The organism is Bradyrhizobium xenonodulans, from assembly GCF_027594865.1.
Taxonomy (GTDB): Bacteria; Pseudomonadota; Alphaproteobacteria; order Rhizobiales; family Xanthobacteraceae; genus Bradyrhizobium; species Bradyrhizobium xenonodulans.
The window spans coordinates 2218496-2239884 of the sequence record NZ_CP089391.1 but is presented as its reverse complement, the minus strand read 5'-3'; the positions used below and the strand labels follow the sequence as shown (position 1 = coordinate 2239884).

General features: G+C 64.8%; 19 protein-coding genes. 8 read left to right on the top strand and 11 right to left on the bottom strand.

Annotation, left to right across the window (positions count from 1 at the left end; all coding sequences use genetic code 11):
* Nucleotides 1-15 precede the first annotated feature (15 nt).
* Nucleotides 16-864: a VOC family protein gene (locus tag I3J27_RS10550; protein ID WP_270168432.1), complete on the bottom strand. Its 849-nt coding sequence runs from the start codon at nucleotides 862-864 to the stop codon at nucleotides 16-18.
* A gap of 209 nt (nucleotides 865-1073) precedes the next feature.
* Between I3J27_RS10550 and I3J27_RS10545 the strand changes: the two genes are divergently transcribed.
* Both I3J27_RS10545 and rbsK read left to right on the top strand, forming a co-directional pair.
* Nucleotides 1074-1967 (top strand): sugar kinase, encoded by an 894-nt coding sequence (locus I3J27_RS10545; protein WP_270168430.1) that lies wholly within the window; start codon nucleotides 1074-1076, stop codon nucleotides 1965-1967.
* An 18-nt stretch (nucleotides 1968-1985) separates the two neighbouring features.
* Nucleotides 1986-2900, top strand: coding sequence for a ribokinase (rbsK, locus tag I3J27_RS10540; protein ID WP_270168428.1), 915 nt, complete (start codon nucleotides 1986-1988; stop codon nucleotides 2898-2900).
* Here rbsK and I3J27_RS10535 read toward each other — a convergent pair whose 3' ends face one another.
* The gene (locus tag I3J27_RS10535; RefSeq protein ID WP_270168426.1) at nucleotides 2901-4121 is read right to left on the bottom strand and encodes an NAD(P)/FAD-dependent oxidoreductase; all 1221 of its coding nucleotides are present in this window, start codon (nucleotides 4119-4121) and stop codon (nucleotides 2901-2903) included.
* A gap of 228 nt (nucleotides 4122-4349) precedes the next feature.
* Between I3J27_RS10535 and I3J27_RS10530 the strand changes: the two genes are divergently transcribed.
* Together I3J27_RS10530 and I3J27_RS10525 are read left to right on the top strand one after the other, a co-directional pair.
* Entirely contained in the window at nucleotides 4350-5144 is a 795-nt protein-coding gene (locus I3J27_RS10530) for an enoyl-CoA hydratase/isomerase family protein (protein ID WP_270168424.1), read from the top strand.
* Complete coding sequence (locus I3J27_RS10525; RefSeq protein WP_270168422.1) at nucleotides 5141-5746, top strand: histidine phosphatase family protein; 606 nt, start codon at nucleotides 5141-5143, stop codon at nucleotides 5744-5746. Before I3J27_RS10530 ends, I3J27_RS10525 begins: the two co-directional genes overlap by 4 nt.
* Here I3J27_RS10525 and I3J27_RS10520 read toward each other — a convergent pair.
* The 4 genes from I3J27_RS10520 to I3J27_RS10505 form a co-directional block, all read right to left on the bottom strand.
* Nucleotides 5706-7046: a TRAP transporter large permease gene (locus I3J27_RS10520; RefSeq protein ID WP_270168419.1), complete on the bottom strand. Its 1341-nt coding sequence runs from the start codon at nucleotides 7044-7046 to the stop codon at nucleotides 5706-5708. The genes I3J27_RS10525 and I3J27_RS10520 overlap by 41 nt on opposite strands.
* Entirely contained in the window at nucleotides 7043-7621 is a 579-nt protein-coding gene (locus tag I3J27_RS10515) for a TRAP transporter small permease (protein ID WP_270168417.1), read from the bottom strand. Before I3J27_RS10515 ends, I3J27_RS10520 begins: the two co-directional genes overlap by 4 nt.
* Nucleotides 7622-7824: 203 nt before the next feature.
* The gene (locus tag I3J27_RS10510) at nucleotides 7825-8820 is read right to left on the bottom strand and encodes a TRAP transporter substrate-binding protein (RefSeq protein ID WP_270168415.1); all 996 of its coding nucleotides are present in this window, start codon (nucleotides 8818-8820) and stop codon (nucleotides 7825-7827) included.
* A gap of 61 nt (nucleotides 8821-8881) precedes the next feature.
* Complete coding sequence (locus tag I3J27_RS10505) at nucleotides 8882-10612, bottom strand: IlvD/Edd family dehydratase (protein ID WP_270172682.1); 1731 nt, start codon at nucleotides 10610-10612, stop codon at nucleotides 8882-8884.
* 174 nt (nucleotides 10613-10786) lie between these two features.
* On the opposite strand from I3J27_RS10505, the gene I3J27_RS10500 reads away from it, so the two are divergent.
* Nucleotides 10787-11470: a GntR family transcriptional regulator gene (locus I3J27_RS10500; protein WP_270168413.1), complete on the top strand. Its 684-nt coding sequence runs from the start codon at nucleotides 10787-10789 to the stop codon at nucleotides 11468-11470.
* 21 nt (nucleotides 11471-11491) lie between these two features.
* Here the strand turns inward: I3J27_RS10500 and I3J27_RS10495 are convergent, their stop codons facing one another.
* Nucleotides 11492-11905: a hypothetical protein gene (locus I3J27_RS10495; RefSeq protein ID WP_270168411.1), complete on the bottom strand. Its 414-nt coding sequence runs from the start codon at nucleotides 11903-11905 to the stop codon at nucleotides 11492-11494.
* Between the two features lie 548 nt (nucleotides 11906-12453).
* Nucleotides 12454-13278 (bottom strand): NAD-dependent epimerase/dehydratase family protein, encoded by an 825-nt coding sequence (locus I3J27_RS10490; protein WP_270168408.1) that lies wholly within the window; start codon nucleotides 13276-13278, stop codon nucleotides 12454-12456.
* Nucleotides 13279-13367: 89 nt separating this feature from the next.
* Here I3J27_RS10490 and I3J27_RS10485 point away from each other — a divergent pair, with 89 nt between their 5' ends.
* Nucleotides 13368-14345, top strand: a complete 978-nt coding sequence (locus tag I3J27_RS10485) for an SMP-30/gluconolactonase/LRE family protein (protein WP_270168401.1) — start codon at nucleotides 13368-13370, stop codon at nucleotides 14343-14345.
* A gap of 200 nt (nucleotides 14346-14545) precedes the next feature.
* On the opposite strand, the gene I3J27_RS10480 is transcribed toward I3J27_RS10485, so the two are convergent.
* The gene (locus I3J27_RS10480) at nucleotides 14546-15976 is read right to left on the bottom strand and encodes an aldehyde dehydrogenase family protein (RefSeq protein ID WP_270168397.1); all 1431 of its coding nucleotides are present in this window, start codon (nucleotides 15974-15976) and stop codon (nucleotides 14546-14548) included.
* Between the two features lie 192 nt (nucleotides 15977-16168).
* On the bottom strand, nucleotides 16169-18532 hold the full coding sequence (locus I3J27_RS10475; RefSeq protein ID WP_270168395.1) for a thiamine pyrophosphate-binding protein: 2364 nt from the start codon (nucleotides 18530-18532) through the stop codon (nucleotides 16169-16171).
* A gap of 133 nt (nucleotides 18533-18665) precedes the next feature.
* Between I3J27_RS10475 and I3J27_RS10470 the strand changes: the two genes are divergently transcribed.
* Together I3J27_RS10470 and ppk2 are read left to right on the top strand one after the other, a co-directional pair.
* Nucleotides 18666-19127 (top strand): Lrp/AsnC family transcriptional regulator, encoded by a 462-nt coding sequence (locus I3J27_RS10470; protein ID WP_270168393.1) that lies wholly within the window; start codon nucleotides 18666-18668, stop codon nucleotides 19125-19127.
* Between the two features lie 78 nt (nucleotides 19128-19205).
* A complete protein-coding gene (gene ppk2 / locus I3J27_RS10465; RefSeq protein ID WP_270168391.1) occupies nucleotides 19206-20126 on the top strand; it encodes a polyphosphate kinase 2 in 921 nt (306 codons plus the stop codon).
* 162 nt (nucleotides 20127-20288) lie between these two features.
* Here ppk2 and I3J27_RS10460 read toward each other — a convergent pair whose 3' ends face one another.
* Nucleotides 20289-21368, bottom strand: a complete 1080-nt coding sequence (locus tag I3J27_RS10460) for a zinc-binding dehydrogenase (protein ID WP_270168389.1) — start codon at nucleotides 21366-21368, stop codon at nucleotides 20289-20291.
* Nucleotides 21369-21389 lie beyond the last annotated feature (21 nt).

Genomic DNA, 21389 nt, shown 5'->3' with positions numbered 1-21389 from the left:
CTAGACCGGCGCCGCTCAATCCACCGGCTTCGGCGAACGCTCCAGCAGCACGGTCTGGATGCCGCAGGTGCCGGTCCGCACCGTCATGATCCGCGTACCCGGCTTGCGGCCGTTGCGCACCTCGGTGACGTCGAGGCCGGCAGCGATCAGGCGGGCGCGCGTGGCGTCGATATCGGCCACCCGCCAGCTCAGGCCCCAGAGACGGTCGTGCTGGGAATCGCCACCCGCCACGGGACGGCGCACCACCTCGACGACGAGATCGCCGCAGCGGAAGAACATCAGCTGCCCCCAATCCTGGTGCGAGCGGTCGAGCGCGAGATCGAGGCCGAGCCGCGCGCCATAGAGCGCAGCGGCGCGGTCGGAATCCTCGGTGGTGATCACGACGTGGTCGAGCCCGTCGATCGGCGCGGCGTCGGTCGCAGCAGACAGCGGGCGCTCCTCGGCGAGCTCGAGGAAAAACATGCGCACGCCGCGCGTCCATTCGGTGGCGGCGCGCGTGCGTTTCCAGTGCAGGACCGCGCCGCTCTCGACGTCGTTGCTTTCGACCTCGGCGACCGGATCCGGCCTCAGGGCCACCCGCTCGAGCCGCCGATGCATCTTGCCCATGTCTGCGACACGAAAGCACAGGCTGGCGAGCACGCCCTCGCGGTCGTCGAGCAGCGCGCGGATCCGGTCTGCCGCAACGTTGAAACCGCTCGGCGCCATCAGCTCGATCGTCATGTTCTGGAGCGTGAACAGCACGCGGTCGGCGCCCTCGCCGGAATTCTGCCAGGCCGGCGTGCGCCCCAGCAGCGTCTGATAGGCCGCCTTGGCTGCACCGATATCCCTGACCAGAGCGACGACGTGATCGAGGCCGGTGATCATATTCCCCCCTTGCGATCGACCCGGAACCATAGTCCGAAAGATGGCGTTTGTCCGGGCTTGGCATGGACCGGCGATGGTCGTATTCCGGCACTATGCCGACCTCAAGCGCTCGGGCGGCAGTTTTGCGAATAATTTCAGCGTCCCGAGGGCGGAACCGGTGTTAGAGTAAGCCCGCCGGCCGGGACCACCCAGCGCATCACGGACAAGCAATGCAGGCTCTCTTCATCGGACAGACCTATATCGACGTCGTCTTCATCACCGACCACATGCCGACCGGCGACGAGAAGCACGTGGCAACCGACTACGCGGTCTCCTTCGGCGGCAATGCGGTCACGGCGGCGTTCTGCTGCGCCAAGCTCGGCATCGTGCCCGATCTCATCGCCACCGCGGCCAATGACTGGCTGGGGCGCATGTTCCAGGACATGTGCGCGAAATACGCGATCTCGCTGCACGGGCGGAAGGTCAACCAGTCCTCGCTCTCCTTCATCATGCCCAAGGACGGCAAGCGCGCCATCGTCCGCTGCCGCGACGACGAGCACATCCATCCGTTCCCGATGCTCAATCTCGGCGGCTGCCGCGCGCTGCACATCGATGGCCATCAGCCCGATGCCGCGATCCACTACGCCAAGGTGTGCCGCGAGGCCGGCATCCTGACCTCGCTCGACGGCGGCGGCCTGCGTACCAACACGCATGAGCTGCTGGAATTCATCGACGTCGCGATCGTCGCCGAGCGCCTGTGTGAGCAGATGGATCTGACGCCGGAGAAGATGCTCGATTACCTCAAAGGCCGCGGCTGCAAGATCGGCGGCGTCACCATGGGCGAGAAGGGTCTACTTTGGTACGACGAGACCGGGACGGTCCAGGTCATGCCGGCGATGCCGATCCCGCGCGAGCGCGTGATCGACACCAACGGCGCCGGCGACGTCTTCCACGGCGCCTATGTGTATTCCTACCTCGCCCATCCCGGCAAAAGCTGGCGCGAGCACTTTGATTTCGCCCGCGCCGCCTCGACCTTCAAGATCCAGCGCCTCGGCAACGAGGCCGGCCTGCCGACCCTTGTGGACATCGCCAAAGTCAGGCACGAGTTCGAAGTCAGAGTGTAGACTTCGAAGAGGTTCGTTATGGGGCGCGTCTTCATCGCCGGCAGCATCAACATGGATGTGGTGGCGACCGCCGATCGCCATCCCAGGGTCGGCGAGACCGTCGCCGGCCGTCAGGTGCTGTATTTTCCGGGCGGCAAGGGCGCGAACCAGGCGGTGGCGTCGTCCAGGCTCGGCATGAAGACCACGCTGATCGGGCGGCTCGGCAAGGATGCGTTCGGGGCTGAGCTGCGAACGTTCCTCGGCGCCCAGGGCATCGATCTCGGCTCCGTCCGCGACGCCGACACGCATAGCGGCACGGCCATCATCACGGTCGCGGCGTCCGACAACACCATCGTCGTCATTCCCGGCAGCAATGCGCTGGTCAGCGCCGACGACGTCGCAGACGTCCCGCTGGCGAAGGGCGATGTCGCCGTCAGCCAGTTCGAGATCCCGCTGCCGACGATTGCCGCCTTCTTCCAGCGCGCGCGTTCGGCCGGCGCGACGACACTGCTCAACCCCGCACCGGCGCAAAAGATGTCCGGCGAGCTGCTGGCGCTCGTCGACATTCTCGTGCTCAACGAGACCGAGCTTGGATTCCTCGCAGGCGTGGAGCTGTCCGAGAGCGACGAAGCCGCAAAGATCATTGATGTCGCGAGAAAACTTCAGGCGCGCGGGGATCAGACCATCTGCATCACGCTCGGCAAGCGCGGCGTGCTGGCCCTGGCTGCCAGCGAGGAATTTGCCGTGCAGGGGCGCGTCGTGAAGGCGGTCGACACCACAGGCGCCGGCGATTGCTTCGTCGGCGCACTGGCATCGCAGCTGGCGGAGGGCATGCCCTTGCGTGCCGCGCTCGCCTTCGCCAACGCGGCCGCATCGATCAGCGTGCAGCGCATGGGCGCAGGGCCCTCGATGCCGACCGCGACGGAAGTTGCGGCTGTCGTCAGCGCGAGCTGATCAAGCCAGCGCGCTTTTCAGATCAAAACTTTCATCCGCCGCCTGCTCCGGCGTGATCGAGCGATCCATGCCCTGCAATCTGCGGCCGAACATGTGATCGCCGGCGCGGTTGACCGACTCGATGCCGAGCAGCTTCTCGCCCTTGTAGCAGAATGCCGAGAACGCCTTGTTCGCAGGGCTGCCGCGCAGCACGACGCGGTCATAGCCGGTGGTGAGACCCGCCATCTGGAGCTTGTCGTCGCCCTGGTCGCTCCAGAACCAGGGATGGCCGTCATAGGCCTTCCTGTCGCCGGTCAACCGCGCCGCGAGGCAGCGGGCGTGATCAGTGGCGTTCTGCACCGATTCCAGCCGCAGCGATCCACCGAAGCGCGGACTGGCGAACAGCGCACAATCGCCGATCGCGGAGATATGGGGGTCAGCCGTCGACAGATATTCGTCGACGATGATGCCGGCGGCGACCGGCAGCCCGGCCTCGGCCGCGAGCTCGATGTTCGGCAGCACGCCGACGCCGACCACGACGAGGTCGGCGGGCAGATGCCGGCCGTCGCTCAAGGAGATGCCGGTGACCTTGCCGCCCTCGGCCTCGATTGCAGTTGCCTGCACACCGAGGTGAATGCGGATGCCGGCCTCGCGATGGCGTTCTTGAAAATACTCCGAGACCTCCGCCGTCACCGCGCGCGCCATCACGCGCGGAGCGAGCTCGAGCACGTCGACCTCGAGGCCCTTGATGCGCGCGGTGGCCGCAAATTCGAGGCCGATGAAACCGGCGCCGATCACCACGACCCGCGTCTTCGACGGCATGATTTTTCGTAGCGCCTCGCTGTCGTCGAGGATCCGCAAATATTTCACGTCGGGCAGATTTGCATTGGGCAGATCAAGCAGGCGGTTGCGCGCGCCGGTCGCCAGCACGAGGTGGCCGTAAGCCAGCGCCTCGCCGGATGCGAGGTGCACCTTGCCCTCCGAGCGGTCGATCGACACCGCGCGGCCCGCGATCAGCTCGATCTTCTGGTCCTGGTAGAATTTTTCGGGCCGGAACATCAGGCTCTCCGGCCCGGCCGAACCCTTGATGTAGGCCTTGGACAGCGGCGGGCGTTGATAGGGCAGATGCGCCTCGTCGTTGATCAGGCAGATGCGATCGGAAAAGCCCGCCTGGCGCAGGGATGCCGCGACCTGGTAGCCGCCATGGCCGGCACCGACAATGACCACCGGACCGTCCGTCATTGGACAGCCCATTTCCGCAAGACACGAGCGTTACCCATGTCGTCTCCTCTCCCGCTAAATCTGGCTTGGCTCGCCCAGGAGGAGCCGGCGCTCGTGTCCGTCCCTTGGCAAAGGCAGCTCTATTTGAGCCTATCGTTCCGCCCGGCGCAAGGGCGGCGGCCGGGGATTGTCACCCCTCGCCTTCTGCGATTTAGTTGCAGCAACGACCTCATGCCGGGGATTTCCAGGATGCCAGCTCCCGTCTCAAAACCCGATGATCCCGCTTTGCTGCGGATCGACGGCCCGATCGCGACCATCACCCTCAACCGCCCCACCGCGTTCAATTCGATCAACCTTGCGATCGCGCAGAAGCTCGAGCAGCTCGCGGCCATCATCGAAGGCGACGACGCCATCCGCGTCGTGGTGCTCGAAGGCGAAGGCCGCGCCTTCTCGGCTGGCGGCGATCTTCAGACCATCGGCGCTGCGGCCGAAGCCAATACCGTGACGCCGGTCGTCGGCGAGCTGCTCAAGCACTATCACGCCTTCATCGAGATCATCCGGCGCATGCCGAAGATCTCGCTGTCGAGCGTGCACGGCTCGGCGGCCGGCGCCGGCATGGGCCTCGCCTTCGTCACCGATCTCTGCATCGCCGCCGACGATGCCAAATTCACGCCCGCTTACGCCAAGATCGGCGTGTCGCCGGACGGCGGCTCGACGGTCGGCATCGTCGGCACGATCGGCTCCCGCCGTGCGCTGCAGATCTTTCTTGCCGAGGATAATTTTACGGCGCAGCAGGCCTACGAATGGGGTCTCGTCGTCAAGACCGTTCCCGCGACCGAGCTGAAGGCGGCGACGCGACACCTCGCCGAGCGCCTCGCGCAGAACGCGCCCGCCGCGATCGCCGGCACCAAGTCCCTCGTGTACCAGGCCACGACCACGCCCGTAAAACAGCAGCTCGATGCCGAGGAGCACAAGATCATCATGGCGATGAACACGGAGGAGTTTCGTGTGGCCGTGAAGAAATTTACGAGCAAGTCGAAGTGAGGCCCACGCGCAATTTCTACGGCCTCCGCCACGGCGCGACCGACTGGAATCGTCAGGGCTTGTTCCAGGGCCGCACCGACAACCCGCTGAACGAGGACGGTCTCAAGCAAGCGCACGAGGCTGCGGAAACGCTGCGCGGCGTCGGCATCAGCCGCATCGTCGCAAGCCCGCTGGTGCGCGCGGCGCGAACGGCCGAGATCATCGCGGATGCGATCTCGGTGCCGCTCACCATCGACGACGGCATCATCGAGTTCGATTTCGGCAGCTTTGAAGGCCTGCCCGTCCGCGACCTCATGGTCAGGCACGGCGTCAACTCGGCGACGGGCCTCGTCTCGATCCTGCCCGCCGACGGCGAGAGCTGGGACGCCATGACCGAACGGTCGCTGGCTTGCGTCTCCGCGTGGCTCGACCGTCATCCCGATAACGACCTCCTGTTCGTCTGCCATGACGCGGTGATGCAGGCGATGGCGAAGTCGCTGTCCGGCAGCTACTTCAAGAACAGCCACGGCACGCCTTTCCGCTATGTGCGGGAAGCCGCGCAATGGCGCGTCGAGCAAATCGTCATTGAGGACAGATGTAGCCGACGCCCGCCGGCGACTTGAAGCAGCCGACCGACTCCGGCAGCACGTGCCGCGGCAGCCACAGCACCACGCTCGGGAAGTAGATCGCGAACGCGATCGTGGCCAGGAACACCAGATAGATCGGCAGTGCGGCGCGCAACGCTTTTGCGAAACTGATGCCGACGAATTTCGAGGCCATCAGCAGTACCAGGCCGTAAGGCGGCGTGATCAGGCCGAAGGCGAGCGTGGCGATCAGCACCACGCCCATATGCACCGCGTTGATCTCGCCAGCTTCCGTCAGCGCGTTGACCAGCGGCATGAAGATGATGATGGTCGGCACCGGCTCGATGAAATCGCCGACGATAGTGAAGAGCAGCACCATCAGCAGCATGATCAAATGCGGATCGTTGCCGGCGATCGAGGTGATCATTTCGGCGATGTAGGTCGCACCGCGCAAATAGGCGAGCATCCAGCCGAAGGCGTTGGCGGCGCCGATGGTGATCAGCGGCAGCGAGAAAATCAGGCCGGCGAGGCAGAAATCGTAAGGGATCTTTTTGATGTGCCCGCGGTTGAGCGCGGGAATCACGACGAGAATGATCCAGACCACGGCGACGACGCCGGCTTCGGTCGGCGTGAACCAGCCGGTCAGGATGCCGCCCAACAGGATGACGGGGATCATCAGCGGCAAGGCGGCATCGCCGGCCGCGAACACCACCTGCCGCAGCGGCGCGCGCGGCTTGCGCAGGCCGGAGGGGCCGAAGAAATAGCAGTAGATCATCAACCCGAAACCGATCATCAGACCCGGCACGACGCCCGCCATGAACAGGCCGGCAATCGAGACGTTGCCGACCGCGCCATAGACCACGGCGGTGATGCTGGGCGGCACCAGTGCGGCAATGGTCGAGGCGGAGGCGATGATCGCGGCGATGAAGGCGGGCTCGTAGCCTTCGCGTTTCATCGGGCCGCCCAGCGCGCGGCTCATCACGGCGACGTCGGCGGTGGTCGAGCCCGACATTTCCGAGAAGAACATGCTGAAGACGACCACGACCTGCGACAGCCCGCCCCTGATATGCCCGACCAGAGACACTGAAAGATTGGCTATTCGGACCACCACATTGGCCGAGCTCATGAGCTCGCCGACCAGGAGGAAGAACGGGATCGCCAGCAGCGCCTCGGAATCGACGCCGTCGAAGATCTTCTGGATGATCGCGGCGAGCGAGACGTCGGACAGGAGCGCACCGATGAACACGCCCGCCATCAGCGAGAACGGCACGGGCACGCCGAGATAGCCGAACGACAGGAAGCAGACGGTCATCAGTGCGAGAACGATGGGTGCGCTCACGGCTGCGCCCTCATCTGCGCCTCGGTGACAACGGGCGCGCCATCCTCCTCGGGCGGCTCGGGATGGTCGAAGCCGTTGCGCAGGCCATTGACGAGCTGCTCGATGGTGAACAGGCCGATCAACACGCCCGACAACGGGATGATCGCATAGAGCGAGGCGATCGGCGTGCCCGAGGGCAAACGGAAGCTGCCGAACCCACGCAGATAGTTCTGGTAGCCGTACCAGATCAGGCAGAACGCAACCCCCAGCACCACGACCCGAATGATCACCTCCACGACCAGCCGCGGCGTGCCGTGCATCGCCTCGGAGATCGCGGTGAGATAGAGGTGATCATTGCGACGCGTCGCGGCCGCCGTGCCGATGAAGATCGCGTAGATGAACAGCGTCGACGTCACTTCCTGAAGCCACAGCCAGGGATGGCCGATGGTGCGGGTGACGATGTCGGCCGTGACCGACAGCGAGAAGCCGAAGCAGAGCACGCCGCACAGGATCATCAGCGCAAGCTCGAGCCAGTCGAGGGAGCGCCATTTCAGGTGGCGTTGGCGGTGCACGAGCAGTTTGTCGGCGATGGGCATTCAATATCCTCGTCGTCGCGACCTAGGAGAAAGGATGTCACCTGAACGGCGGCTGCTGATGGTTGGACCTCTCCCGCTTGCGGGAGAGGTCGGCGCGGAGCGCGGGGTGAGGGTTCTCTCCTCATTGGGAATCTCTCCGCGGAGACACCCTCTCCCCGACCCTCTTCCGCAAGCGGGAGAGGGAGCGCACCATCTTCCGTCGCCTAATTGATCGACCGGATCAGATCCTTGATCTTCTCGGCGTGCGGGCCGAGTTCCTTGGCGAGCTTGTCGAGATTGGGGTCGGCGATCGCCGCGAAGGTCTTCTTGTCGACGTCCTGTACGACCTTGACGCCCATCTTCTTCAGCTTCTCCGCCGCCGTGCGTTCCAGCTCGAACGCCTTCGCCGGCTCCTTGGTGCTGACCTCATTCGCCGCAGCCTGCACCCACTGCTTCTGCTCAGCCGACAGGCTCTGCCAGAGCTTGTCGGAGATGAACACCAGCGCGTTGTTGGCTTCGTGCTCGGTGATGTTGAGGACGGGCGCCACCTCATAGTGCTTGTTGACGAGGTAGACGTTGATGCTGTTCTCGGCGACGTCGACGACGCCGGTTTGCAAGCTGGTGTAGACGCTGCCGAACGGCATGTGCACGGTCTGGGCGCCGTAGGCCGGGAACATGGTGTCCTCGGTCGCGGTCGCCTGGACGCGGACCTTCAGGCCCTTGACGTCGCCGACATTGTGGATCTCCTTCTTGGAGTACATGTGGCGTACGCCCTGAGAGCCCGTCGCGATCACATGCAGGCCCTGCGTGGTCTCGTCGATCATGGTCCTGAGCGCTTCGAACACGCGGGGATCGGCCAATCCCTTGATCACGTGGTTCTCGTCGCGGAACAGATAGTGCAGCGACATCACGCCCGCCTGCGGCGAGATCGTCGCGGTGTTGGCTGACGAGATGATCGCGAACTCGACGTCCCCGGCTTTCACGAGCTGGAGCACCTGCGGCTCCTGCCCGAGCTGGGCGCCGGGATACTGGTCGATGATCATGGTGCCCTTGCTCAATTCCTTGAGCTTTTCGGCAAAGAGGTCGCCCGCGATGGAATAGCCGGTGTTGCGTGGCTGGTCATAGGCGAAGCGATAATGCTTCACCTCCTGCGCCCCGGCTTCCGTGACGAAAAGGACGGCGGCAATAGCCACCAACCCACGCATGGATCGTGCAATCATCGTTTCCCCCTGTTTTATCGCCCGCCGCTTCGGCGGTCTGGGCGTTCGTTCGGGTGGTTGATCACCCCTTCTCGGTCTTCTGCTCAGTCGTCTTGCCAGTCCTCTGCATGAAATCGAAATCGCAGCCCTCATCGGCCTGCATGATGGTCTCGTTGAACAGCCAGGCGTAGCCGCGCCGCGCCTCGTCGGGCGCAGCGGCGGGCTTCAACGCGGCACGCCGCCGCTCCAGCTCGGCGGCATCGACCAAAAGCTCGATGCTGCGCCTGGCCACATCGAGGCTGATCATGTCGCCGTTCTTCACCAGCGCGAGCGGCCCGCCGACGGCGGATTCCGGCGTGATGTGCAGCACGATGGTGCCGAACGCCGTGCCGCTCATGCGCGCATCGGAAATGCGCACCATGTCCTTGGTGCCGCCGCGCGCGAGCTTCTTCGGGATCGGCAGATAGCCCGCTTCGGGCATGCCGGGCGCCCCCTTCGGGCCTGCATTGCGCAGCACCAACACGTCATCGGAGTTCACGTCGAGATCGGGATGATCGACCCGCAAGGTCATGTCCTCGACGGATTCGAACACCACCGCGCGCCCGGTGTGCTGCAACAGCTTCGGACTCGCAGCCGACTGCTTGATCACGGCGCCGCGCGGCGCGAGATTGCCGTGCAGGACGGCAAGGCCGCCTTCTGCCTTGATCGGATTATCGCGCGGACGGATCGCGTCCTGGCCGGGCACGTCTTCCGCATTGGCGACGACATCGCGCAGCGTCTGGCCGGAGATGGTCTTGGCGTCGAGATCGACGAGGTCGCCGAGCTGCGCCAGCAGTTTCGGCACGCCGCCGGCGTGATGGAAATGCTCCATATAGTGCTCGCCGGACGGCTTGAGATCGACCAGTACCGGCACCTCGCGACCAATCTGGTCGAACGCTTCGAGATCGAGCCGGTGCGGTGAGCGATGCGCCATCGCGGTCAGATGGATCAGGCCGTTGGTCGAGCCGCCGATCGCCTGGAGCACGACCTGCGCATTCTTGAAGGAGGCCGGTGTCAGCAGCTCGCTCGGCTTCGGCCCCTTGGTCTTGGCCATCTCGGCGGCAACCTTGCCGCTGGCCTCTGCGAGGCGGAAGCGTTCGGCATGCGGCGCCGGGATCGTCGCGCTCATCGGCAGCGACAGGCCCATGGCTTCGATCATGCAGGCCATGGTCGAGGCGGTGCCCATCACCATGCAGGTGCCGACCGACGGCGCGAGGCGGCCGTTCACCGCCTCGATCTCCGCGTCGTCCATTTCGCCGGCGCGGTACTTGCCCCAGAGACGACGGCAGTCGGTGCAGGCCCCCAGCACCTCGCCCTTGTGATGGCCGACCACCATGGGGCCGACGGGAATCACAACGGTCGGCAGATCGGCGCTGATCGCGGCCATCACCTGCGCCGGAAGCGTCTTGTCGCAGCCGCCGATCACGATCACCGAATCCATCGGCTGTGCCCGGATCATCTCCTCGGTGTCCATCGCCATCAGGTTGCGCAGATACATCGAGGTCGGATGCGCAAAACTCTCGGCAATCGAGATGGTCGGGAATACGAAGGGCATCGCGCCCGACAGCATCACGCCGCGCTTGGCGGCCTCGATGATCTGCGGGACGTTGCCGTGGCAGGGATTGTAGTCGCTGTAGGTGTTGGTGATGCCGACGATCGGGCGCTCCAGCGCGTCGTCGGAATAGCCCATGGCCTTGATGAACGCCTTGCGCAGGAACAGCGAGAAGCCGGCATCGCCATAGCTCGTCAGCCCTTTGCGCAAACCACTCGTCATCATGCCACTCCATTCACCTTGCCATTGTGGTACAGCCTACCCCTCGATTGTCAATAAGATTGGTCCATATTGTCGCGGCTTCCGGCTTTAAGGTCGGTTTTCGGCACAAATTATTGACAATCCTTGCCTCCCCTGCTCCACAAGGCGGACCGGCCGATGCCGGAGGCTGAGGGCATGTCCGAGATCCGCACCGCTGAGGAAATGCCGGTCCGGCGCGACGATCCTGATGGCGTCGTCGCGCGGCTGGAGGAGGACATCATCTTCGGCCGCCTGCCGCCCGGCGCGCGCCTCACCGAAGACGCGCTGATGTCGCGCTACGGCACCTCCCGCCACTTCGTCCGCCAGGCGCTGGTGGATGCGGAGCGTCGCGGCATCGTCCGCCGCGAAAAGAATGTCGGCGCCACCGTGCGGTTCTATTCGGCCGACGAAGTCCGGCAGATCTACGAGGTCCGGGAGATGCTGACCCGGCAGGCGGCGCTGATGATCCCCCTGCCCGCACCGCAAGGCCTGATTGACGAGCTCTCCGCATTGCAGCAGCAATATTGCGCCAAGGCCGATGCGCAGGATTTGCGCGGCATTCACGAGGCCAACGACGCCTTCCACCTCGCGCTGTTCTCAGCCTGCGGCAACCCGTATCTGGTCAGCTCGCTCCAGGACTACATGAACCTCACCCTGCCGATGCGCGCAAAAAACCTTGCCGACCGCGACGGCCTCGCGCAGTCGCGGCGCCAGCACGAGCTGATGATCGAGCTGTTGAAAGGCCGCGACAGCTGGGCGCTGGCGCAGCTGTGCGTGGATCACATGCAATTCAGCAAGTCGGATTATCTGGCAAGGATTGGCAGCGGGATCTTGCGCTAGCGCATGCGTGTGACGGCACGTTCAGTACCGTCTCAATAGGCCGCGATCCACGCCGGCATCGCCGAAGGCGGCGCAGGCCCTTTTTGGATTCCTGATCAAGTCCGCCCGGACGCGCCTGAACGTTTTGCCGGCCACCTCAGACACTTCAGGGCGGAATTTACCGGTATCGTAGGTCTCGCCATTGCGGGCCTTGATGGCCGCAGAATAGGCATCGATCATTGCCATTGCGGCCTCAGGGCTACCGAGAATCCGGGCGCCGAGTTGAACGCCGCCGGCACCATCGACCTCGTAGCCGACGCATCGTTGCTCCAGCACCACGGATGCGGTGACGAGCTGGTCGAGGAACGCTGCCTCGGCGTCGCTGAGCGCTGCGGCCCGCGCTGGTGCTGGCGCGATCAGCGCGAGCATCGCGACGACTGACAACTTGATTTTCATTGTGGTGATTCTCGAACTGCGATCGCACAAATCGAGAGGCAGAGATGTCAGGAGTGACGTTGATCTACGTCAATGGTCCCCGCGAGCCATCTGCTCGCTGGCGAGCAATGCTTCCCCAACACGTCATTGCGAGCGCAGCGAAGCAATCCAGAGTCTTTCTGCAGAGGGATTCTGGATTGCTTCGCTCTGCTCGCAATGACTTGTGGTGTAGTTGCGGGTCCGGCTGTCACCGTCCGCGCGGAGATCCCCCTCACCCCAACCCTCTCCCCGCAAGCGGCAGGGCAATCGCATATGGCATTTCGTGCGAGCTGAGCGCGCGCCTCGTCCTTCGAGACGACCGCTTCGCGGTCTCCTCAGGATGAGGCTAAGCGGCATTGGTGCCGGTCGAAACGACGGCCGCGCAATCGGTCCTCATCCTGAGGGCCCGCCAACGGCGGGCGTCTCGAAGGATGGCCACAGGGAATCGCTCCCATAGGCGATTGCTCTGCCGCAAGCGCGGAGAGAGCGCACCGCCGCTATGGCAGCAGCTTGAGCTATAGCGTCAAACGTTACCGCTTATTCCAATCGATGATCCGGCTCGCATCGCCGTCGAACTCGAGGCTGGCGAAGGAGCCGCCCTGGAAATGGTCGCCGATCGGGTCGGGCTTCAGCTTGGCCTGCTCGGCCATCGCGTGCGCGACGTGATCCTCGGAACGCCCCGTGGGGCGGTAGCCGAATTCGTAGGCGCGGTGGTTGTCCCACCAGGCGCGCTCGTTCAGGGAGACGCCGTAGAACACTTCGAAATGGATGTCGGGATGCTCGAGCCCGATCTGGCAGAGCTGCACCAGGTCTTCCGGCTTCAGCCACATCGAGATGCGGCGATGGTCGAGCGGCCGCTCGTCGCAATTGCCGATGCGGATGCAGGTCACCTTCAGCCCGTGTTTGTCGGCATAGAGGGCGCCGACCGCTTCGCCGAACACCTTGCTGACGCCGTAGCGCCCGTCGGGGCGCACGGTGACGTCGGTGCCGATCTTGTGGTGGCGCGGGTAGAAGCCGACGACGTGGTTCGACGACGCAAACACCACGCGCTTGACGCCCTTGCGGTAGGCCGCCTCGAACAGATTGTAGCCGCCGATGATGTTGGCCTGGAGGATGTCGTCCCAGGGGCCTTCGACCGAATAGCCGCCGAAATGGATGATGCCGTCGACGCCTTCGCAGATCGCCTCGCATTGCGCGAGATCGGACAGGTCCGCCGCCTTGAACTGCTCGTTCGGCCCAAGGTCCTTTGGCGGGCGAATGTCCGAGAGCAGCAGGTCCGGATAGATCGGCGGGAGCAACTTCCGCAGCCGCGTTCCGATTCCACCCGAAGCTCCCGTCATCAAGATGCGCGGCATGTCTTTCCTCGTCGTTGGTGACCGATTTGCGATCACGTGTCTCTAATGATAGCTGGATTGTCCAGAGGGAACGAAACGAGAGAACCGACATGAATGAGGCATCGTCCCACACCCAGGAGCGGCTAGGCTGGCGGCCGGCGACCTATTACCCCGATCCGGCCATTCACGCCCTCGATCCCCGCTTCGAAAAATACTGGCTGAAGCTCTCGGCGGTGGAGCGGCTGACGACGGGCCTGCGCTGGGCGGAGGGGCCGGTCTGGTTCGGCGACGGGCGTTATCTGCTGTGCAGCGACATCCCGAACCAGCGCATCATCAAATGGGAGGAAGAGACCGGCGCGGTCTCCGTGTTTCGCAAGCCCTCGAATTTCGCCAATGGCAACACGCGCGACCGCCAGGGCCGACTCGTCAGCTGCGAGCATGGCGGCCGCCGCGTGACCCGCACCGAATATGACGGCAGCATCAGCGTGCTGATGGATCAATTCAACGGCAAGCGGTTGAACTCGCCGAACGATGTCGTTGTTAAATCGGACGGCGCGATCTGGTTCACCGATCCGACCTTCGGCCTGCTCGGCAATTACGAGGGCTGCAAGGCCGAGCCCGAGATCGAGCCGAACGTCTACCGGCTTGATCCCGTGACGCGTGAGGCGACCATCGTCGCCGAAGGCGTGCTCGGGCCGAACGGGCTGTGCTTCTCGCCGGACGAGACAATCCTCTACGTCGTGGAATCGCGCGGCGTGCCGAACCGCAAGATCCTCGCTTATGACGTTTCGGCTGACGGAACCAAGATTTCCAACAAGCGCGTCCACATCGATGCCGGTCCCGGCACGCCTGATGGCGTGCGCTGCGACATCGACGGCAATCTCTGGTGCGGCTGGGGCATGGGCGATCCCGAGCTCGACGGCGTCGTCGTGTTCGCGCCCGACGGCGTCATGATCGGCCGCATCGCGCTGCCCGAACGCTGCGCCAATCTCTGCTTCGGCGGCGTCAAACGCAACCGCCTGTTCATGGCGGCGAGCCAGTCGATCTACGCGTTGTATGTGAACACGCAGGGCGCGGTGGGGGGATAGGCTCGCCGCAGCGACGGTGCCGTAAGGTGGGCAAAGGAGCGCAAGCGACGTGCCCACCATCGTGCCGTCGCGGACGAAGACGTGGGCACGCTTCGCTTTGCCCACCCTACGGCACCTCGCATTGCCGAGGCACGTCGACAAAACAAAAAACGCCGGAGCGGCTGTCCGCTCCGGCGTTTCATTTGTTCAGCCGCGAAACCTTACGCCGCGTTGAAGCCGGCGACGGCCTTCACTTCGAGGAAGTCCTCGAGGCCGTACTTGCCCCATTCGCGGCCGTTGCCGGACTGCTTGTAGCCGCCGAACGGCGCGGTGCGGTCGTTGGGCATGCCCTGGAGGTTGACGTTGCCGGCGCGGATCTGGCGGCCGACGCGCTTGGCGTCCTCGACCGAAGCGCCCGTGACGTAACCGGCAAGACCGTATGGCGTGTCGTTGGCGATCTGCACGGCATCGGCTTCGTCCTTGGCACCGATGATGGTCAGCACCGGTCCGAAGATCTCTTCGCGCGCGATCGTCATGTCGGGGGTGACGTCGGCGAAGATGGTCGGACGGACATAGAAGCCCTTGTTGACGCCTTCGGGCAGGCCCGGGCCGCCGGCGACGAGCGTTGCGCCCTCGTCGATGCCCTTCTTGATCAGGCCCTGGATCTTGTCCCACTGGCCGCGGTTGACGACCGGGCCGATGGTGGTGCCTTCGGCGCGGGGATCACCGGCCTTGGTCTTGTCGGCGACGGCCTTCGCGATCGCGGCGACGTCCTTCATCTTCGACAGCGGCACGATCATGCGCGAGGGCGCGTTGCAGGACTGGCCGGAGTTGTTGAACATGTGCATCACGCCGCCGGTCACCGCCTTGGTGAGGTCGGCGCCTTCGAGGATGACGTTCGGCGACTTGCCGCCCAGCTCCTGGCTGACGCGCTTCACGGTCGGTGCCGCGCGCTTGGCCACGTCGATGCCGGCGCGGGTCGAGCCGGTGAAGGAGATCATGTCGATGTCGGGGTGCTCGCTCATGGCAGCACCGACCTCGGGGCCGAGGCCGTTGACGAGGTTGAACACGCCCTTCGGCACGCCGGCTTCATGGAGGATTTCCGCAAAGATCAAAGCCGAGGTCGGGGTGAACTCGCTGGGCTTCAGGATCATGGTGCAGCCGGCGGCGAGCGCGGGCGCGACCTTGCAGGCGATCTGGTTGAGCGGCCAGTTCCAGGGCGTGATCATGCCGACCACGCCGATCGGCTCGCGCAGCACCATGGCGGTGCCGACCGGCTCCTCGAAATGATAGTTCTTGAGCACGTCGAGCGTGGTCATGAGATGGCCGAGGCCGGCGCCGGCCTGGAGCTTCTCCGCCATCGGCAGCGGCGCGCCCATCTCGTCGGAGACGGCGGCTCCGATCTCCTTCAGACGGCCCTTGTAGATCTCGATGACCTTGGTGAGCAGCGCGACACGCTCGTCGCGGCTGGTCTGCGAGAAGGTCGCAAAGGCGCGCTTGGCAGCGGCGACCGCCTTGTCGACGTCGGCCTTGGAGCCCAGCGCAACCTCGTACATCGCCTCTTCCGTCGCCGGATTGACCACGGCGGTCGACTTCTTGACGGCGGGATCGACCCAGGCGCCGTCGATGTAGAATTGCATGCGATTGACCATCGTTAACCTCTTCTTGGGGGCATGGTGGGGGCGTTTCGGCAGGCATCCTTGCACGAAAGCGCCGGCAGTTGAACCCGCCATATGCGGGGCCAGCGTTGCGGCGGACAGAGCTTATATGAGCCGATGGCGGGAACACGGCAAGGCGGAGCAGCCGTCATTCCGGGGCGCGCATTATCGCCCCGGTTACTTTCGCTACACCGCCATCTTCCGATGCAACACCGGCGCGCCGGTGGTGAGGCTTTCCGCCGCATCGATGATGGCGTTGGCATCGATGCCGTGGTGCCGATACAGGTCAGCAATCGTGCCGGTCTGGCCGAACTGCTCGACGCCGAGCGCCTCGACACGATGGCCGCGGACGCTGCCGAGCCAGCCGAGCGCCGACGGATGCCCGTCGATCACGGTCACGATGCCGCAGTCGCGCGGCAGCGGCGCGAGCAGCTTCTCGATGTGGCTGAGATGCTGCACACCGCGCCGATCGCGCCGCAATTTTCGTCCGGCGGTCCAGCCCGCATGGAGGCGATCGGCCGACGTGATCGCGAGCAGACCGATGTCGCGCCGGCTCTCGCCGATGAAGCCGGTGGCCTCGATCGCCTCTGGCGCCACCGCGCCGGTATAGGCGATCACGACTTCGGCATTCGGACCCGGCTTCCGCAGCCAATAGGCGCCGTCGGTGATGCCCTGCTGAAGTTCCGGCGTCATGATCCGCTGCGCCTGCTCGATGCTGCGCGTCGAGAGCCGCAAGTACAGGGAGCCGCCCTCGCCCGGATCGCGCTGCATGTGCTCGAAGCCGAAGGCCATGATCACGGCGAGCTCGTCGACGAAGGCCGGCTCGAACGAGGCGAGCCCGTCCTGCGCCATGCCGATCAAGGGCGTTGCGATCGATTGATGCGCGCCGCCTTCGGGCGCGAGCGTGATGCCTGAGGGCGTTGCCGCCACCATGAAGCGCGCATCCTGGTAGCAGGCATAGTTCAGCGCATCGAGCCCGCGCTCGATGAAGGGATCGTAGAGCGTGCCGACCGGCAGCAGCCGCTCGCCGTTGATCTGGTGCGACAGGCCGAGCGCCGAGAGCATGATGAACAGGTTCATCTCGGCAATGCCGAGCTCGAGATGCTGGCCCTTCGGCGAGAAATCCCAGTTGAAGGTGGAGGGAATTTTCTCGCTGCGGAATAAGTCGGCCTTCTCCGCGCGGGCGAACAGGCCGCGGCGGTTCACCCAGGGGCCGAGATTGGTCGAGACGGTAACGTCCGGCGAGGTGGTGACGATGCGCCTGGCCAGCTCGCTGTCGCCGCGCGCGATCTCGTTCAGCACGAGACCAAAGCCCTGCTGGGTCGACATCTGCGGCGCGGGCTTGAACGCGAGCTGCTGGGGCACCTCGACCACAGGCGCGGTCAGCCGGCGGCCGTCCTGGTTGAACGGCACGCGCGCGAGGAAGGCATCGAGCTCGGCGGGAGCTAGCGCGAGGCCCTCGTATCTGTCCCATTCGTGCCCGGGCCGGATGTTCTGGCTCTCGCGATATGTCTCCATCTGCGCGACCGTCATCAGGCCGGCATGGTTGTCCTTGTGGCCCTGGAACGGCAGGCCGACGCCCTTGATGGTGTAGGCGATGAAGCAGACCGGGCGATCGTGGTCGATCTGTTCGAACGCCTCCAGCATGCTCGCCATGTCGTGACCGCCGAGGTTCGACATCAGCGCCAACAGCTCCTCGTCGCTGCGCTTGTCGATCAGCCTCGTGATCGGGCCCTGATCGCCGATCTCGTCGTGCAGATGCTTGCGGAAGGCGGCGCCGCCCTGGAAGCACAGCGCGGCGTAGAGCGCGTTCGGGCAATTGTCGATCCAGCGCTTCAACGCCTCGCCGCCTGCTTCCGCAAACGCCTCGCGCATCAGGCGGCCGTATTTCACGATGACGACGTCCCAGCCGAAATTGCGGAACATGGTCTCGAACTTTTCCCAGAGCCCTTCGCGGACGACGGCGTCGAGTGACTGCCTGTTGTAGTCGACCACCCACCAGGTGTTGCGCAGGCCGTGCTTCCAGCCCTCGGCGAGCGCCTCCCAGATGTTGCCCTCGTCCATCTCGGCGTCGCCGACGAGGGCAATCATCCGGCCTTCGCGGCGATCCTTCATCCAGCCATGCGCCTTGACGTAGTCCTGCACCAGCGAGGAGAACAGCGTCTGCGCGACGCCGAGGCCGACCGAGCCGGTCGAGAAATCGACGTCGTCGACGTCCTTGGTGCGCGAGGGATAGGACTGCGCGCCCTTGAAGCCGCGAAAATTCTCCAACTTCTCGCGGCTCTGCCGCCCGAACAGATACTGGATGGCATGGAATACCGGGCTCGCATGCGGCTTCACCGCAACACGATCCTCAGGTCTCAGCACGTGGAAGTACAGCGCCGACATGATGGTCGCGAGCGAGGCCGACGAGGCCTGATGTCCCCCGACCTTCAGCCCGTCCGAATTGGGGCGGATGTGGTTGGCGTGATGGATGGTCCATGACGACAGCCACAGCGCCTTGCGGGCCAGCGCGGTCAATGTGTCGAGACGGGCGGTATCGACGGGCATGGCAAAGCTCCCGGAAACGAGGCCTCGATGATACGCCTGAGGACAGGGCCAAACTTCTCAATTTTTCGCGCCATACCCTCAAATATTGGGATATTTTACCAATTGAATGCCATTCCATACAGGTTCCATCCCAATGCCCGAGCTCGACGCCATCGACCGCAAGATCCTCGCCCTGCTTCAAAACGACAGCCGGCTGACCATGCAGGAGATCGCCGACAAGGTCGGGCTGTCGGTTTCGCCCTGCCATCGCCGGGTCAAGCTCCTGGAGGAGCGCGGGGTCATCTCGCGCTATATCGCGACCGTCGATCAGAAGGCGCTGGGGCTGCATGTCAGCGTCTTCATCTCGATCAAGCTGGCGCGGCAGAAGGAGGAGGATCTCAACCGCTTTGCGCGGGCGATCTCGAAATGGGACGAGGTCCTGGAATGCTATCTGATGACCGGCAACCGCGACTATCTGCTGCGCGTCGTCGCTGCCGACCTCGCCTCCTATGAGACCTTCCTGAAGACCAAGCTGACCCGGCTCGACGGCATCGCCTCGATCGAGTCCAGCTTCGCGCTGAGCCAGGTGAAGTATTCGATCGCGCTGCCGGTGTGATGGGGGCGGCTGTCACATTGCCGCAATAAACCCCGCCGATGGTCACGGGCGACAGGCACCCTGCCGAAAGAAGGACCCATGACCGCATCCGACCGCACCCCTGAAATGGCCAAACGCGAGCGCATCATCCGGGAAATGACCGACGACCTCGACGAAGAGCTGGAGATGGAGCTTGACGATGCCCGTCTCGACGAGCTGTTGGACGAGACCGATACGCCCGGTGCGACCGTCGATCGCAAGCTCTATTTCCGGGAGCTGCTCCGGCTCCAGGGCGAGCTGGTCAAGCTCCAGGATTGGGTGCAGAGCGAGAAGAAGAAGGTCGTGGTGCTGTTCGAGGGCCGCGATTCCGCCGGCAAGGGCGGCGTGATCAAGCGCATCACCCAGCGTCTCAATCCCCGCATCTGCCGCGTCGCAGCGCTCCCCGCCCCGAGCGAGCGCGAGCGCACGCAATGGTATTTCCAGCGCTATGTGTCGCATTTGCCGGCCGGCGGCGAGATCGTGCTGTTCGACCGCAGCTGGTACAACCGCGCCGGTGTCGAGCGCGTGATGGGCTTCTGCACCGACGCGCAATACCAGGAATTCTTCCAGACCGTGCCGGAGTTCGAGCGGATGCTGATCCGCTCCGGCATCATCCTGGTCAAATACTGGTTCTCGATCACCGACGACGAGCAGCAATTCCGCTTCACCATGCGCATCAAGGATCCGCTGAAGCAGTGGAAGCTGAGCCCGATGGACGTCGAGGCGCGCAGCCGCTGGGAAGCCTACACCAAGGCCAAGGAGACGATGCTGGAGCACACGCATCTGCCCGACTCTCCGTGGTGGATCGTCGATGCCGTCGACAAGAAGCGCGCCCGCCTCAACTGCATCGCGCATCTCCTCAGCCAGATGCCGTACCAGGAAGTCGCGCGCGTGCCGGTCGTGCTGCCACCGCGCGTGCGCAATCCCGACTATCACCGCGGCCCGATCCCGCCGGAGATGTACGTGCCGTCGAAATATTGAGGGTAGCTGCCCGCCGTTAACCTCTCCCGCTTGCGGGAGAGGTCGCGCCGCAGGCGCGGGTGAGGGCTTTCTCCTCTTGGAGAATCCCACTGGGGAGACACCCTCTCCCCAACCCTCTCCCGCAAGCGGGAGAGGGAGCGCACCGCCGTCGCGGCCGCACCGTCACCGCCACGGCTGCACGATGATCTTGGTGTGCGCCTCGGGGTTGGCGAGGTCAGCAAAGGCTTTTGCGACCCCGTCGATGCCGACTTCCGCCGTCACCATCGCGGCGGCGTCCACCTGCCCCTCCGCGATCAGACGCAGCGAGGCCGCGAATTCGTCCGGCGTATAGCCGAGCACGTACTGGACGTTGAGCTCCTTCATGATGCCGAGCATCGGCTCGTTCCTGTCGCTCTCCATGCAGACGCCGACCACGACGATCCGGGCGTCTCGCGGCGCGCCCTCGAACACCTGCTGGAGCAGGCCGGGCACGCCGACGCATTCGAAGATGATGGCAGGCTTCAGCGCCGGCAGCATGGCCTGGAACGGTGGCCGCGCCGCCTTCTCTGCGTCCGACATCTGCGCATGCTCGGCCCAGGTCGCATAGGGCTGCGACACCCTGGGATCGACCACGATATCGGCACCGAGCTTGGCCGCGAGCGCGCGCCGCGCCGGCGAATAATCGGCCGCAATGATCGGGTGCAGGCCCTTGAGCTTCAACGCCGCGATCACCGCGAGCCCGACCGGGCCGCAGCCGATCACGAGCGGCACCTCGCCGCCCTGGATATTGGCTTTTGCCACAGCATGAACGCCGACCGCGAGCGGCTCGGTCAGCGCGGCATGTTCCGGCGCAAGACCGTTCGGTACTTCGAGCAGGAGCGGCTCGCTCAAGATCATCTGCTCCGCGTAGCCGCCGACGAAGTCGTTGGAATAGCCGATGCCCTTGATGCCCTCCGGCGTCAGCAGCGCGGGCAGCGAGCAGACATGCGTCCCCGGCTTGAGCCTGCGTTCAGTGCCGGGGCCGTAGTCGACGATCTCGCAACAGAATTCGTGACCGAACACGACGTCGCGCGACAGATCCATCGGCGGTCGCCCGGTCTTCCTGGCCATCTCCACCATGCGGGGTGCGTGCTGGCGCGCGTGCAGGTCGGAGCCGCAGATGCCGCAGGCGAGCGTCCTGACCAGAACCTGGCCGTTGCCCGGCTTCGGCTCGGCCATCTGGCCAACGACAATCTCACCGTTCCTGAAAATCGCAGCACGCATCCGGCTCCTCCCATTTTTGTT

Excerpts from the sequence above, each read along its gene's own strand:
- I3J27_RS10505 (WP_270172682.1), bottom strand. The coding sequence starts at position 10,612 with ATGACGAGTGGTTTGCGCAAAGGGCTGACGAGCTATGGCGATGCCGGC.
- I3J27_RS10535 (WP_270168426.1), bottom strand. The coding sequence starts at position 4,121 with ATGACGGACGGTCCGGTGGTCATTGTCGGTGCCGGCCATGGCGGCTAC.
- I3J27_RS10470 (WP_270168393.1), top strand. The coding sequence starts at position 18,666 with ATGCCCGAGCTCGACGCCATCGACCGCAAGATCCTCGCCCTGCTTCAA.
- I3J27_RS10460 (WP_270168389.1), bottom strand. The coding sequence starts at position 21,368 with ATGCGTGCTGCGATTTTCAGGAACGGTGAGATTGTCGTTGGCCAGATG.
- I3J27_RS10480 (WP_270168397.1), bottom strand. The coding sequence starts at position 15,976 with ATGGTCAATCGCATGCAATTCTACATCGACGGCGCCTGGGTCGATCCC.
- rbsK (WP_270168428.1), top strand. The coding sequence starts at position 1,986 with ATGGGGCGCGTCTTCATCGCCGGCAGCATCAACATGGATGTGGTGGCG.
- I3J27_RS10510 (WP_270168415.1), bottom strand. The coding sequence starts at position 8,820 with ATGATTGCACGATCCATGCGTGGGTTGGTGGCTATTGCCGCCGTCCTT.
- I3J27_RS10515 (WP_270168417.1), bottom strand. The coding sequence starts at position 7,621 with ATGCCCATCGCCGACAAACTGCTCGTGCACCGCCAACGCCACCTGAAA.
- I3J27_RS10530 (WP_270168424.1), top strand. The coding sequence starts at position 4,350 with ATGCCAGCTCCCGTCTCAAAACCCGATGATCCCGCTTTGCTGCGGATC.
- I3J27_RS10490 (WP_270168408.1), bottom strand. The coding sequence starts at position 13,278 with ATGCCGCGCATCTTGATGACGGGAGCTTCGGGTGGAATCGGAACGCGG.
- I3J27_RS10475 (WP_270168395.1), bottom strand. The coding sequence starts at position 18,532 with ATGCCCGTCGATACCGCCCGTCTCGACACATTGACCGCGCTGGCCCGC.
- I3J27_RS10500 (WP_270168413.1), top strand. The coding sequence starts at position 10,787 with ATGTCCGAGATCCGCACCGCTGAGGAAATGCCGGTCCGGCGCGACGAT.
- I3J27_RS10545 (WP_270168430.1), top strand. The coding sequence starts at position 1,074 with ATGCAGGCTCTCTTCATCGGACAGACCTATATCGACGTCGTCTTCATC.
- ppk2 (WP_270168391.1), top strand. The coding sequence starts at position 19,206 with ATGACCGCATCCGACCGCACCCCTGAAATGGCCAAACGCGAGCGCATC.
- I3J27_RS10485 (WP_270168401.1), top strand. The coding sequence starts at position 13,368 with ATGAATGAGGCATCGTCCCACACCCAGGAGCGGCTAGGCTGGCGGCCG.
- I3J27_RS10550 (WP_270168432.1), bottom strand. The coding sequence starts at position 864 with ATGATCACCGGCCTCGATCACGTCGTCGCTCTGGTCAGGGATATCGGT.
- I3J27_RS10495 (WP_270168411.1), bottom strand. The coding sequence starts at position 11,905 with ATGAAAATCAAGTTGTCAGTCGTCGCGATGCTCGCGCTGATCGCGCCA.